This is a genomic window from Vibrio sp. 1-Bac 57, from assembly GCF_037546855.1.
In the GTDB taxonomy this organism is placed as follows: Bacteria; Pseudomonadota; Gammaproteobacteria; order Enterobacterales; family Psychromonadaceae; genus Psychromonas.
Window position 1 is genome coordinate 1 of the sequence record NZ_JALAAC010000041.1, and the last position, 12896, is coordinate 12896.

A 12896-nucleotide genomic window follows, 5' to 3' on the forward strand; every position below is an offset into this window, starting at 1 on the left:
TATTTTTTATGCTTGGCGACAATAGCGCTGTGGTACCACCTGATCCCATGCCGAACTCAGAAGTGAAACGCAGCTTCGCCGATGATAGTGTGGGGTCTCCCCATGCGAAAGTAGGTCATCGCCAAGCGCCTAATTTAAAATAGCCCCACTGGTTAGTTCCGGTGGGGCTTTTTTAATTCTGTAGATTTATGACCTACGCAGAAAGTAGGGTGAGTTTGCCGACATGCAAGGTTTACGAGCGGAGGAGCTCTGCGAGGACCGTTCCATCGCCAAGCTTGCATAGTATTCAGGGTTTTTTCGTTTAGGGCTTTGGCTGGTGATGTCCTGCTGAGCAGGGGATAAATAAAGCGCCACGCAGTGGCTATCCTTGAGTGCGATAGTAGGGCGAATATCGCGACAGCGAGGGTCATGAGCAATGTCAACCCATCGACAAGCTTACATTATATTCATAACAATCCCTGTTGACTGACGTTAGCAGAGATTTTTTCATTTAGGGCTTTGGTGACAATAGCCTATTTGAATATCAAAGTGAGTAGCCTCTGTCGTTGGCAGCTTCTTTTAGTGTAGTAGATAGCGGCGAATGATTTGACTGCTTCCAATTATGATCGGACTAAGCACTGCATACCCTAGCTATCGATACCCGTTATTAATTATTTCAGCCTAGAATAATGGTTCGGGACTTTGCTATGTTTTCCATACAAGTATCTATTTTATAGGTTCATTTTTGGCTATAATTTACTGAATAATTATTGATGAGTAGAAAATATGGCCAGAAAAAGCCGGTGATTAAGATGCAAACCTATGGTATTCATTCTAAATGGGAAGCCAAATCTAAAGCTTTACCAAAAGTGCTTGAATTTACCACTAATATCCCTGCTCAAATTGATATTGAATTTGGATTTATCATTAATGTAAAAAATGCACGCGGACAAAAAGCTTACTATTGTATCGAACATCCAGGTATATATGATGCTGATGGGAGTGTACGATCTGCATTTACAGGGGAAGTACATGTTACTAATAATGATTGGAGTTTTTATCTGGGTGATACTATTTGGACTCCCATTGATGATAAATGTGGCCCGTGGCATATGACTATAACGTTAAATGATCAAATCATTGCGGATAAAACGTTTAACGTATCGTCAGTTAAATCAGATTCACCAATTAAGCAGCGTTTTGCATATTTATAATTTTTCTGTTCATAAATACGCAATGTATACCCGTTATCAATTTTATCCATTAAATCATTCCACCTTACGGTTTACTGACTGTTTTAAAATTAAAAGATAACGGGCATATATAGCTATAAAGGTAATGCAAATTATCTATTTGGTTTGATAACGTGCCAAAATATTACCTAGATTTTCCGATGCACTAGATAATTTAACCACACCTTTTGCTGACTGACTTACTAAGTCTTTAACTGTATTAGATTGTAAACGAATACTGCTCAGTTCTTCAGATATATTATTAGATACTGAACTTTGTTCTTCCGAAGAAACTGATATTTGATAGCTCATGTCATTGATCGTTTGTGAAGATTCTTTAATAGAATTGACATCGCTGCCAATCTCTACAATCAATTCGCGACTTATTTGTGCTTGCTTGACCGTATTTTGAGTCATATTTGAAATGTTATTGGTTTCTAATTGTAAATTTTCAATCATTGATTGAATCTCAAGTGTGGCTGATTGAGTTCTCCCCGCCAACGTTCTAACCTCATCGGCAACAACTGCAAAACCTCTTCCCATTTCTCCAGCTCGGGCTGCTTCAATTGCTGCATTAAGCGCAAGTAAATTAGTTTGCTCTGAGATAGAGTTAATAGTTGTGACTACGTCATTAATTTTTATCGTATTCTCTTGCAGAGTGATGACCGAGTCAGATGTTTGATCGATGTAAGAAGATAATTGTTGGATCTCTTTCACTGCATGCTGTACACGGTTATCACTTTGTTTAATATATTCCGAATTATTTTCAATCTGCAGTGATGCTTTTTTAGAAATGTCGGTGACTTCCTGTGACGATGCTGTCATTTCTTCCATGGCTGTTGCTACTGCATCGAGTGAAACATATTGATGATTTATATGTTCTTCGCTTTGGCGTGTTTCATTCGCAAAAGAAGACGATGCATGATGAAGTGTTTCTGCATTCTCTTTAACGATCTCTACTAATTCAGTTAAAGTGTCCATCGCGTCGTCAAGTCCACAACCAATGGTGCCAAACTCATCTCTACCAGGGTGAAAGCCTAAACGGGAAGTGAGGTCTCCTTTAGAAATATTTTCAGTGGTATTCCACAATACCCATAATGCGCCTCCGAGAAAAGTTGCGGTCCAATAGAGGACAAGAGCAAAGGGTAGTAACCAAAGATATGAGAAGTACAAAGAATTTAAGGCTTGTTGTTTCGCCGCTTTTTCTTGTGATGTCACCGCTTTCGTTAATGAAGCATATTTTTGAGAATTAGTTTGAATAACGGCTGTTAATTTGTCTTCGCTTCGTGCTGATACTTTTTTTGAACTGGATTCAGTAATATTAAATGAGCTCAGTTTATTTAGTTGTTCACTAGACTCTAATGCTAAAACTATACCTGACAACTCACTTTCTAAAGCGAACATTGATTGTTTTTCGATTTGTTGTAGATCATTTTGATATCGACTAAAGGACAGTGCTGTTAACACAATTAAAAACAAACCTAAAATGATCCAAAACTTGTCATTAATTGACATCTTTATGAATAGTTTATCTACATTACGGAATTTAACTTCTTTCATATCTTCTCCATGGAGCACTTTATTTTTTAAATGCAACAGTCATAGCCAATACTAGGCTTTCAGTGTTAATTAATTTTAGGAACTATTTTATGTGTATCATTACTTGTTAACTTATTAATTTTTTTGTTCTTTTTTACTAAAAATTACAGAGATACAAAAAACTATATCGGCACCTGTTGCATTATCTTTAGTAAATATAATTAATAATTTACTCATTAAGAGGTGCTTGTCATAAGTCAACAGTAACTACTTGGTAGAAGCGGTTTTTACAGTTTTTTTGAATAAAATTTAGTAGATAATTATCTGAATAGAGGAGTTGAGCGTATTTTACTGAAAGCTGTTATGTACTTTTAATATGTGGGACATTGTTAATTATTTTTGAAATATTGACTATTTGAATACTCTCATTGAACTTTATCTCAATAAACCCTTACAAATTTTCGGTATTTGTTAATCCTATTTTTATCAACGATTAATGTTACAATTTACCGTTATTCAATATTTTCAGTCATCGCTCCAATTTCATTATTGCAACGCATGAACTATCAATTACTAAGGCTTATATTGTTATGAATGCAATCGAACTTCAAAATATAACTAAAACCTATAAAGGCGGTGTTGTTGCCCTAAAAGGTGTTTCTCTAGAAGTTGCTGAAGGCGACTTTTATGCTCTGTTAGGGCCAAATGGTGCGGGCAAATCAACAACTATAGGTATCATTTCATCGTTAGTGAATAAAAGCTCAGGCCAGGTACGCGTATTCGGTTACGACATCGATACACAACTTGAAGCTGCCAAAAGCCAAATTGGTTTAGTACCACAGGAATTTAACTTCAATCCATTCGAACCGCCATTACAGATATTAGTTAATCAAGCGGGCTTTTATGGTACGCCGCGAAAAGAAGCATTTATTAGAGCTGAAAAGTATCTAAAACAGCTCGACTTATGGGAAAAACGTAATGAACCTGCAAGGGAGTTATCTGGCGGAATGAAACGACGTCTGATGATTGCGAGAGCATTAATGCATGAACCAAAATTATTGATCCTTGATGAACCGACTGCAGGTGTTGATATCGAATTACGTCGCTCGATGTGGGAGTTTTTAACAAAACTCAATAAACAGGGGGTGACTATTATTTTAACAACTCACTATTTAGAGGAAGCGGAAAGTTTATGTCGTAACATCGGTATTATCAATAAAGGTGAATTAGTGATTAATACCAGTATGAAGGAATTAATTGGCCGTTTAGAGAATGAGACTTTCATTTTAGATGTTAACTCTACGGCACATTTGCCAGAAACCAAAGATTACAAATTAACCATAATTGATGAGCGAACAGTCGAATTAGAGTTAGCTAAAGCCCATTCATTGAACAATATTTTTGAATTATTAACAAAGCAAGGTGTTGAAGTCAAAAGCCTTAGAAACAAATCTAATCGCTTAGAAGAATTATTTTTAGAGTTAGTTAAAAATGGAGTTATCGATGCTAAATAAACAATATGTGATAGCAGTTAAAAGTATTTGGACTAAAGAAGTTAATCGCTTTTTGCGTATATGGGTGCAAACATTAGTCCCACCTGCTATCACCATGTCTTTGTATTTTGTTATTTTTGGTAACCTTATTGGGGCAAGAATTGGTGAAATGAATGGGTTTAGCTATATGGCTTTCATCGTTCCTGGTTTGATCATGATGTCTGTGATCACCAACTCCTATTCAAATGTAGCTTCATCATTCTTTAGCGCTAAATTCCAGCGTAATATTGAAGAATTGCTCGTTGCACCTGTTCCAAACTATCTAATTATTTGGGGGTATGTTGGAGGTGGTGTTGCGCGAGGTTTGATGGTCGGATTTATTGTTACTTTAGTTTCTTTGTTTTTTGTTGATTTACATATCCATAATGTATTGGTCCTGATAGCGAGTGTACTTTGTACTTCTATTCTTTTTTCTATCGGTGGTTTATTGAATGCTATTTTCGCTAAAACCTTTGATGATATCAGTATTATTCCTACTTTTGTGTTAACACCTTTAACGTATCTTGGTGGTGTTTTTTATTCTATTTCACTGCTTCCAGAGTTTTGGCAAGGTGTGTCTCATTTTAATCCGGTATTTTACATGATCAACGCTTTTCGTTATGGATTTTTAGGGGTCTCTGATGTACCTGTAATTTGGTCGTTTACTGTGATATTTACATTTATCATTATAGGTTACACGTTAGCAGCGGTGTTACTTAAAAAAGGCGCAGGTATTCGCTCATGAATGAAATTACTGGTGACTCAAGGATTATTACATCTAATCAAGTGGGCTTACACGAGAAATTAGATGACGTGGTGCTAAAGCATTTACAACATGACTTTAAAAAACCTTATCAAACGCATACTCTAGAAGCGTTTAAGGAAGTTGAAAAGTGGGTTGAGCAACAAGGTAAGCCGATTATATTCGATTCATGTTGTGGTGTTGGTGAAAGCACTTATCATATTGCAAAAGCACACCCCGAAGCAATTGTGCTAGGAATGGATAAATCTGCAGACCGGTTATCAAAACATGCTGTTGATGGTGAGCCTTTAGTGACAGGCAGCCATGATCATTTAAATGCTAATGGTTCTGAAGATTTAGATAACTATCGTTTGTTACAAGTTAATTTAAATGATTTTTGGCGTCTTGCTGTGGAAGCAAATTGGGCTCTATCACACCATTATTTGCTATATCCTAATCCGTGGCCTAAATCTAAACATTTGCAACGTCGTTGGCACGGTAGTGCTGTTTTCCCATCGATAATTAAATTAGGTGGTCAACTTGATTTGCGCAGCAATTGGTTTACTTATGTTGAAGAGTTTCAACGGGCATTACAATTAGCTAACGTTGAGAGTAAGACTGAAATTTATAGCGCAGAACAAGCGATTACACCCTTTGAACGTAAATATTGGGCAAGCGGTCAGCAGTCTTTGCGTTTGACCTGTGATTTATAATCTGTGTTTATAAATAGGGGAGGCATATAAACTTCAACTATTTTTTAATCACATGAAATATAAAGTGTGTTTTAGCGGTCTATCTTTTTATACAGTCGAAGTGAAAACGGAGAGAGGAAAAAAGATGCTAATAAAACACACTAAAAAATCGCAATTAAAAGAATCACAATTAACTAGCGAGTCAGTCTATAAAGAGCGCCGTAATATCATCAAAGGTCTAGGCCTTGCTGCTTTAACTATCCCTTTTATTAAACCTGCTAGTGCCAGTGTTTTCGATATTTTTTCTAGTGGTAACGATCAGGATAAAAATGCATTATTCCAACGCTCTGCTGTATCATTTACTAAAAATACTAACTACCAATCGCTAACACCATTGACGCCTGAAGATAAAGTTATTCAATATAATAACTTTTATGAATTTGGTACAGGGAAGGGGGATCCCGCTCAATATAGTCAGCAATTTAAAGCTGATCCTTGGTCATTAACTATTGATGGCCTAGTGGATAATCCACAAACATTAAACTACGAAGACCTACTTAAAAAATTCGATATCGAAGAACGTTTATATCGCATGCGTTGCGTTGAAGCTTGGTCGATGAATATTCCTTGGTTAGGTTTCACTTTGGCAACGCTATTAAAGCAAGCGGGTGTTAAGTCCGATGCTAAGTATGTTCGCTTTGAAACTGTCTTTGACCCAGACCAAATGCGTGGGCAAGCTTCTCGGTTCGTCGGGGGCAGTATTAACTTTCCATATGTGGAAGGTTTAACCATTGAAGAAGCGATGAACCCGCTTGCATTGCTCTCTGTTGGTCTCTATGGCAAAACATTAGCACCGCAAAATGGAGCGCCTATTCGCTTGGTTGTGCCCTGGAAGTATGGCTTTAAGAGTATTAAGTCGATTGTGAAAATCACCCTTACAGATAAAGCACCCGTTAATACATGGCAAGCGCTTGGTCCTGATGAGTATGGTTTCTTTGCGAATGTTAATCCGCGTGCTGATCATCCTCGTTGGAGCCAGGCAAGTGAACGCTTTATTGGTGAAGGTAATGTATTCCAACAAAGCCGCCAAAATACACAGATGTTTAATGGTTATGAAGAAGAAGTAGGTCATTTGTATAAAGGCATGGATCTACTACGTAATTTCTAAACTTAATCTCATTAACCTTAACCTTATAACAGAGCGCGTTAAGCATGAATAAAATACCACCTTTGGCGATAACATTAATAAAAGCGATTATTCATATCGCTTCGCTATCGGTGTTATTGTATTTTTACCTGTTAATTGATAGTAACCAGTTAGGTGCAGACCCTGTTAAAGAGATGATTCATTTTTTGGGAAAAACAGGTTTAAATTACTTGTTAATCACACTTGCTATAACTCCTATTAGTAAACGCTTTAAACAGCCTCTATTAGGACGTTTAAAGCGTGTTCTAGGCTTATATTCCTTTGCTTGGATATGCTTACACTTGATTGCATTTTTATGGTTAGAGTTAAACTGGGAAGTATTCTTATTATTCGATGAAGTAATTAAACGACCTTATTTAACATTAGGTATGTTGGCTTGGTTTATTTTATTGTTACTCAGTATTACTTCATTAACTGCTATTAGAAAGAAAATGAAACAAACTTGGTTTACGTTACACCGCTGGGTATACGTTGCTGTTTTATTGGGCACAGTGCATTATTATTGGTCAGTAAAGTCTGGCTTAATCGAACCGAGTATTTACTTTGTTATTTGTTTTATTCTGCTCAGAGAGCGTAACGCTTACTTTAGAGCAAAATTTAAAATGCTAATGACGGCTATTAAAAAGGCACCTAAGCCTTCAAATTAATAACTTATCAGGTATAGGTATAAAGCGAGGATTCAGCCCGAACATACACAAAAAAGCCGCTAATAATAAATATTAGCGGCTTTTTTCAATCTGCTGGAGCGTTTAGGTATTAACTACGCTACTTGGATTGGAACATCTTTGCTGGTGCGGACAATATTATTGTCTTTATCTAAATATACTAGGCTAGGTTTATGGCCTTTAATCTCTTCAGCTTCGAAACTCGCATAAGTACAGATAATGACACGGTCTCCGACTGCAGCTTGTCGTGCAGCAGCACCATTAACAGAAATTATTTTTGAACCACGTTCACCAACGATTGCATAGGTAGAAAAGCGAGCGCCATTATCGATGTTGTAAATCTCAATCTGTTCGTATTCTAAAATACCCGATTGCTCAAGAAGGTCTTGATCGATTGCACATGAACCTTCGTAATTTAATTCAGCATGGGTAACGCGCGCTTGGTGCAATTTGCCTGTTAGCAGTGTCTTTTTCATACAAAACCTTTGAGTCTAAAAATTTAAAATGTTTGTTTTTTCAACAGGGGCGACTATAAAGTAAAAACTTTATTGGTGCAAATTAACAACTAAGTTATCAATTAAGCGAGTCTCTCCCAAGAAAGCGGCCATTAACACCACAGCTTGTTTACTGTCTGAGTTTAAAGGTGCCAATGTAAGTGGGTCAACCACATGAATTTTATCAGTTTCAAAGCCTACTTTGTTTAAAGTTTGGCTTGCCTCTTCAATTAATTGCTTACAGTTTTCAGGATTAACTTGTACTTTTTGTCCAAGATCATTCATTACTTCTGCAACTTTTGGTGCAATTGTTTTTTGATCGGCTGATAACTTGTTATTGCGCGAGCTCATTGCTAAGCCCGAAGATTCTCTAACGGTAGGTACTGCAATAATTTCAATGGGCATGGCTAAATCAGCTACCATTTTTTTTATCACACACAGTTGTTGAAAATCTTTTTCTCCAAAGCAGGAAAAATCGGGTTGTACTAAATTAAATAGTTTAGCAACGATAGTACTTACGCCACGAAAATGTCCCGGGCGTAATTCACCCTCTAAACAATCTGAAATACCTGGTACTTCAACAACCGTTTGAGAATTTAACCCATTTGGGTAAATGACCTGTGCAAAAGGGATAAATACAATATCAACGCCTGCTTGTTCAAGCTTGGCACAATCTGCATCTAATGTTTTTGGGTAATTCGCAAGGTCATTCGCGTTGTTAAACTGCATTGGGTTAACAAAAATACTAACAACAGTAACTTCGGCATGTTGTTGAGCTTCTTTAACAAGCGTTAAGTGCCCTTGATGTAAGTTACCCATGGTTGGTACAAAGCTAACTTGCGTACCTTGCTGTTTAATTTTTTTTATTTCATTACGTAGTAAAGTCGGATCTTTAATTATTTGCATGGTTAACTCTTAACAAAAAAAATTGTTATTAATAACGGTTGTTGGCGTTAATAAAAGCTATGCTCAGCGCCTGGGAAAGTTTTATTTTCTACTTGTTCTTTATAAAGAACAACAGCACGACGAATATCGCCGGTCTCTACTAAAAAATTTTTAGAAAATTTAGGACAAAACCCAGCTGAAATACCAAATGCATCGTGCATTACTAATATTTGGCCGTCTGTTTCTGTTCCTGCGCCAATACCGATAACAGGAATATGTAACGCTTTAGTCACTCGCTCAGCTAAAGAAACAGGTACACATTCAAGTACTAAAAGTTGTATACCTGCTGTTTGCAATGCTAGAGCATCTGCAAGTAATTTATCTGCCTGATCATCAGCTCTACCTTGGACCTTATAACCACCGAAAACATTAACAGATTGTGGTGTTAACCCTAAATGCCCACAAACAGGAATACCGCGTTCGATCAAACCTTTTACAGATGCTGTTAACCAAGTACCGCCTTCAAGCTTGACCATATTTGCACCTGCACGCATTAGCGTCGCTGCATTGCTGTAAGTTTGCTCTGGTGTTGCGTAAGACATAAATGGTAAGTCGGCAATAATTAAAGATTTTTCTGTCGTACTAGCAACGGCTGATGTGTGATATGCAATATGCTCTACAGTCACTGGTAAGGTAGAGTCATGCCCTTGTAATACCATGCCTAAAGAGTCACCGACCAATAAAACTTGAATACCTGCTTGATCAAAAATAGCTGCAAAACTCGCATCATATGCGGTGATACAAGTAATTTTTTCTTGCTCTTGTTTCATTTTAGCTAAACGCGAAACGTTTACTTTAGCCATTATTGCTCCTAACTAGCAGTGGGGTAATTGTTGCATGATTTTACTGAGGTGATGAATTAATTCAACCTGTAATAGCGGTCAAACCATTTTTATCGCAATGTTTAAGTATCTCGATCAAAGAAGTGCCATTGGGCATTTGCAATGTTGGTGCTATTTCAAATAGTGGGTAAAGTACAAACTCACGTTCTTTCATCCCATAATGAGGTACGGTTAAGCGCTCATTTTCTATCTCTTGATCTGCATACAAAAGAATATCTAAATCTAAGGTACGTGGCCCCCAACGCAAAGCTTTTCGTTCGCGTCCTTGTTCCTGTTCAATGACCTGTAGTGCATCTAGTAATTCAAGTGCAGATAGTCTTGTCTCTAGTTTAGCGACAGCATTGATATAATCAGGTTGATCCTGTGGCCCCATAGGCGCACTTCTATATAAAGATGAACACATCAGTAGTTTGGTGTCTTTTATATTAGAAAGTGCTGTGATGGCTTGTTTTGCTTGTTCAATTGGCTGAGCTTGGTTACTGCCAATACCAATATAACTAATCATTGCTTTTACTCGGTGCGGGTTTACGCTTGGCTTTGCTATAGCGACGCTTTTTAGCTGGTTGATTTGCTTCTGGTTTGTATTCTTTTGCTTTATTGACATTTTGACGAGCATATTGATGCTCAGGCAATTTATTGTGCAATTGATATTCTTCCCACCATGCCGTTAGTTCGGCTAGTTCACGACTTTGTTCAACACGTGCTCTTAATGCTAAAAAGTCAAAGGCAGCTCGGAACTTCTCATGCGCATAAACACGCTGTGCGCGTTTACCTCCAAAGCGGGGTAGACGATGCTGTAAAACCCAGATATCACGAATAGCCGCGGTGAAGCGCTTAGGAATAGCAATAGTTTTGACTTGAATGGTTAACACTTCATTCATCGCTAGCATAAATGCATCGTGTAATTCGATACCACTTTCAAAGCTCATCTCTAATGCTCGTTGCTCAAGCGGGTACCATAACATCACTGCATAGATATAAGCAGGGGTCACTCGCTTACCTTCAGAGATACGCTTATCAGTATCCATTAAAGCTTGTTCAATCATTTTAGTGGCTTTGTCATCTTCGCCATCTTTAAATAAAATCGGGAATAGTACCGCTAATAATTTATATTCTTTTAATAATCGATAAGTTGCTAAACCTTGACCTGATAATAGTAATTTTATTACTTCATCAAAATGGCGTGCCGCAGGAATATCTTGTAATAAAGAAGCTAAACGGCGAATTGGCTCAGCACATTCTTCACTGATAGATAAATCTAATTTTGCTGCAAATCGGATCGCGCGCAACATACGCACAGGATCTTCACGATAACGAACCTCTGGTTCACCGATTAAGGTTAAACGACGTTTTGCTAAATCGTTCATTCCACCGCAGAAGTCATATAAAGAGAAATCAGCGATATCGTAATACAGTGCGTTAACAGTAAAGTCACGACGTTCAGCATCTTCTTCTAAAGAGCCGTAAACATTATCGCGTAACAACATACCTTCTTGCGATTGTTTGACCTTTTGTTTGTCTTGCTCAGCTTCATCGTGATGGCCTCGAAAAGTGGCAACTTCAATGATTTCACGACCAAATAAAATGTGTGCAAGACGGAAACGGCGACCAATTAAGCGGCAATTCCTAAATAAAGCTTTAACTTCTTCAGGGGTAGCATTTGTCGTAATATCAAAATCTTTAGGCTTCAAGCCTAATAATAAGTCACGCACACCACCACCAACCAATAAAGCGCGGTAACCTGCATTATGTAAACGATACAAAACCTTCAATGCATTTTCGTCAATATCCGAACGAGAAATTGAATGTTCTTCGCGTGGGATCTTATATTGATCAAGCGATACTGCGGCTTGTGGCGTTTTTTTCTTTTGAAATACTTTTTTTACAAGTTTGCTTAAGCGTTTAATAGCTCTATCCTTTGCATCTACTTAGATGGAATTAGTCTGAAAATAATGCGCTCATTTTATGTGCGCAAGTTATTAAAAACAAATTAAATTTGCTTCTGTATATTTCGCTTTATTAAAGTAGGCATTTTATGTACTACTACAGTGCTTTAATAAAGTCCTTTATTAATGCGTGACAGGCAGCTGAATTTCTAGCTGTTTAGGCACATTGTTTAAACGCCAATGCTGCTGTGCCCACAGTAAAATTTCTGCACAGTTCGATTGTGCTATGTTCTTCGGCACTGGGTGACCTAAAAAAGCCAACACTTTTAGCAAGGTTTGCACTGGATTTTTTTTATCCACCGCTGTCGCATGATTTTGTTTCGAAAGTTTAAACCCTGGCGCTGTCACCGCTAAAGGTAAATGAACATAACTGGGCACTTTAGCACCAAGTAGTTGGTAAAGACTTATTTGTTTACCTGTTGTGCTAATTAAGTCTGCACCTCTTACCACTTCCGTAACACCTTGCTCAATATCATCTATCACCACGGCAAGATTATAAGCATATAAGCCATCTTTACGTTTAATAATAAAATCATCGTCCACTTGAGTGGCATCCAGTTCAATCAAGCCTTGTAACTTATCTTTAAAATGGGTGGTTTTGTAACGGATAGATGACAAGTTAATGCGTAATGCATTCGCAACGGGTGAGTGCTGTTTATCTCGACACTGACCTTGATAAAAACCGCCTTGTTGCTTGATCATTTTACGTGTGCAACTGCATGCATAGCAGAGATTTTGTTTAGTTAATGCGTCTAATATGGCTTCATAGGCTTGGCTTCTTTGATGTTGATAGATTACATTACCATCCCATAATAAACCATAAGCTTGGAGTGTTTGTAATATATCTTCACTGGCACCGGCAATTTCTCGAGGCGGGTCGATATCTTCAATACGAACTTGCCATACTCCATGCTGAGATTTAGCTTGCAAATAACTACCAACCGCAGCCACTAAAGAACCAAAATGTAATGGTCCTGAAGGTGAAGGAGCAAATCGTCCAATATATTGCTTGTTCTCTTTTAATAACAAATTATTTTCTCTAAAAACAAAAACGGCTAGCAAATGCTAACCGTTTTTTAAT

13 protein-coding genes and 1 rRNA gene are annotated in these 12896 nt (G+C 37.5%); 7 read left to right on the forward strand and 7 right to left on the reverse strand.

The genetic code is table 11. The annotated features are described in order from the left end of the window. Positions 1-11: 11 nt before the first annotated feature. A 5S ribosomal RNA gene (gene rrf / locus MT391_RS18260) occupies positions 12-127 on the forward strand. A gap of 625 nt (positions 128-752) precedes the next feature. Beyond that, complete coding sequence (locus tag MT391_RS18265; protein ID WP_499499415.1) at positions 753-1193, forward strand: DUF3859 domain-containing protein; 441 nt, start codon at positions 753-755, stop codon at positions 1191-1193. A gap of 135 nt (positions 1194-1328) precedes the next feature. Here MT391_RS18265 and MT391_RS18270 read toward each other — a convergent pair whose 3' ends face one another. Continuing rightward, the gene (locus MT391_RS18270) at positions 1329-2771 is read right to left on the reverse strand and encodes a methyl-accepting chemotaxis protein (protein ID WP_499442562.1); all 1443 of its coding nucleotides are present in this window, start codon (positions 2769-2771) and stop codon (positions 1329-1331) included. 569 nt (positions 2772-3340) lie between these two features. On the opposite strand from MT391_RS18270, the gene MT391_RS18275 reads away from it, so the two are divergent. The 5 genes from MT391_RS18275 to msrQ all read left to right on the forward strand — a co-directional run bounded on the left by MT391_RS18275 (position 3341) and on the right by msrQ (position 7570). Continuing rightward, positions 3341-4264: an ABC transporter ATP-binding protein gene (locus MT391_RS18275; RefSeq protein ID WP_166370767.1), complete on the forward strand. Its 924-nt coding sequence runs from the start codon at positions 3341-3343 to the stop codon at positions 4262-4264. Beyond that, a complete protein-coding gene (locus MT391_RS18280; protein ID WP_028868509.1) occupies positions 4254-5027 on the forward strand; it encodes an ABC transporter permease in 774 nt (257 codons plus the stop codon). The genes MT391_RS18275 and MT391_RS18280 overlap by 11 nt, the downstream gene beginning before the upstream one ends. Continuing rightward, entirely contained in the window at positions 5024-5737 is a 714-nt protein-coding gene (gene trmB, locus MT391_RS18285; RefSeq protein WP_499499417.1) for a tRNA (guanine(46)-N(7))-methyltransferase TrmB, read from the forward strand. The genes MT391_RS18280 and trmB overlap by 4 nt, the downstream gene beginning before the upstream one ends. A 124-nt stretch (positions 5738-5861) precedes the next feature. Then, positions 5862-6884 (forward strand): protein-methionine-sulfoxide reductase catalytic subunit MsrP, encoded by a 1023-nt coding sequence (msrP, locus tag MT391_RS18290; protein WP_499499419.1) that lies wholly within the window; start codon positions 5862-5864, stop codon positions 6882-6884. 44 nt (positions 6885-6928) lie between these two features. Further along, positions 6929-7570 (forward strand): protein-methionine-sulfoxide reductase heme-binding subunit MsrQ, encoded by a 642-nt coding sequence (gene msrQ, locus MT391_RS18295; RefSeq protein ID WP_499499421.1) that lies wholly within the window; start codon positions 6929-6931, stop codon positions 7568-7570. Positions 7571-7683: 113 nt separating this feature from the next. Here the strand turns inward: msrQ and panD are convergent, their stop codons facing one another. From panD to gluQRS, 6 genes are all read right to left on the reverse strand, one after another. Further along, the gene (gene panD, locus MT391_RS18300; RefSeq protein WP_028868503.1) at positions 7684-8064 is read right to left on the reverse strand and encodes an aspartate 1-decarboxylase; all 381 of its coding nucleotides are present in this window, start codon (positions 8062-8064) and stop codon (positions 7684-7686) included. Between the two features lie 69 nt (positions 8065-8133). Continuing rightward, complete coding sequence (gene panC / locus MT391_RS18305; protein ID WP_499499423.1) at positions 8134-8988, reverse strand: pantoate--beta-alanine ligase; 855 nt, start codon at positions 8986-8988, stop codon at positions 8134-8136. 47 nt (positions 8989-9035) lie between these two features. Further along, the gene (gene panB / locus MT391_RS18310) at positions 9036-9830 is read right to left on the reverse strand and encodes a 3-methyl-2-oxobutanoate hydroxymethyltransferase (RefSeq protein ID WP_499499425.1); all 795 of its coding nucleotides are present in this window, start codon (positions 9828-9830) and stop codon (positions 9036-9038) included. 61 nt (positions 9831-9891) lie between these two features. Next, positions 9892-10374 (reverse strand): 2-amino-4-hydroxy-6-hydroxymethyldihydropteridine diphosphokinase, encoded by a 483-nt coding sequence (folK, locus tag MT391_RS18315; protein ID WP_499499427.1) that lies wholly within the window; start codon positions 10372-10374, stop codon positions 9892-9894. Further along, complete coding sequence (gene pcnB, locus MT391_RS18320; protein WP_346774330.1) at positions 10367-11692, reverse strand: polynucleotide adenylyltransferase PcnB; 1326 nt, start codon at positions 11690-11692, stop codon at positions 10367-10369. The genes folK and pcnB overlap by 8 nt, the downstream gene beginning before the upstream one ends. A 246-nt stretch (positions 11693-11938) precedes the next feature. After that, entirely contained in the window at positions 11939-12844 is a 906-nt protein-coding gene (gene gluQRS, locus MT391_RS18325; protein WP_499499428.1) for a tRNA glutamyl-Q(34) synthetase GluQRS, read from the reverse strand. Between the last annotated feature and the right edge of the window lie 52 nt (positions 12845-12896).

Excerpts from the sequence above, each read along its gene's own strand:
- msrP (WP_499499419.1), top strand. The coding sequence starts at position 5,862 with ATGCTAATAAAACACACTAAAAAATCGCAATTAAAAGAATCACAATTA.
- MT391_RS18270 (WP_499442562.1), bottom strand. The coding sequence starts at position 2,771 with ATGAAAGAAGTTAAATTCCGTAATGTAGATAAACTATTCATAAAGATG.
- panC (WP_499499423.1), bottom strand. The coding sequence starts at position 8,988 with ATGCAAATAATTAAAGATCCGACTTTACTACGTAATGAAATAAAAAAA.
- trmB (WP_499499417.1), top strand. The coding sequence starts at position 5,024 with ATGAATGAAATTACTGGTGACTCAAGGATTATTACATCTAATCAAGTG.
- panD (WP_028868503.1), bottom strand. The coding sequence starts at position 8,064 with ATGAAAAAGACACTGCTAACAGGCAAATTGCACCAAGCGCGCGTTACC.
- msrQ (WP_499499421.1), top strand. The coding sequence starts at position 6,929 with ATGAATAAAATACCACCTTTGGCGATAACATTAATAAAAGCGATTATT.
- MT391_RS18265 (WP_499499415.1), top strand. The coding sequence starts at position 753 with ATGAGTAGAAAATATGGCCAGAAAAAGCCGGTGATTAAGATGCAAACC.
- MT391_RS18280 (WP_028868509.1), top strand. The coding sequence starts at position 4,254 with ATGCTAAATAAACAATATGTGATAGCAGTTAAAAGTATTTGGACTAAA.
- folK (WP_499499427.1), bottom strand. The coding sequence starts at position 10,374 with ATGATTAGTTATATTGGTATTGGCAGTAACCAAGCTCAGCCAATTGAA.
- panB (WP_499499425.1), bottom strand. The coding sequence starts at position 9,830 with ATGGCTAAAGTAAACGTTTCGCGTTTAGCTAAAATGAAACAAGAGCAA.
- MT391_RS18275 (WP_166370767.1), top strand. The coding sequence starts at position 3,341 with ATGAATGCAATCGAACTTCAAAATATAACTAAAACCTATAAAGGCGGT.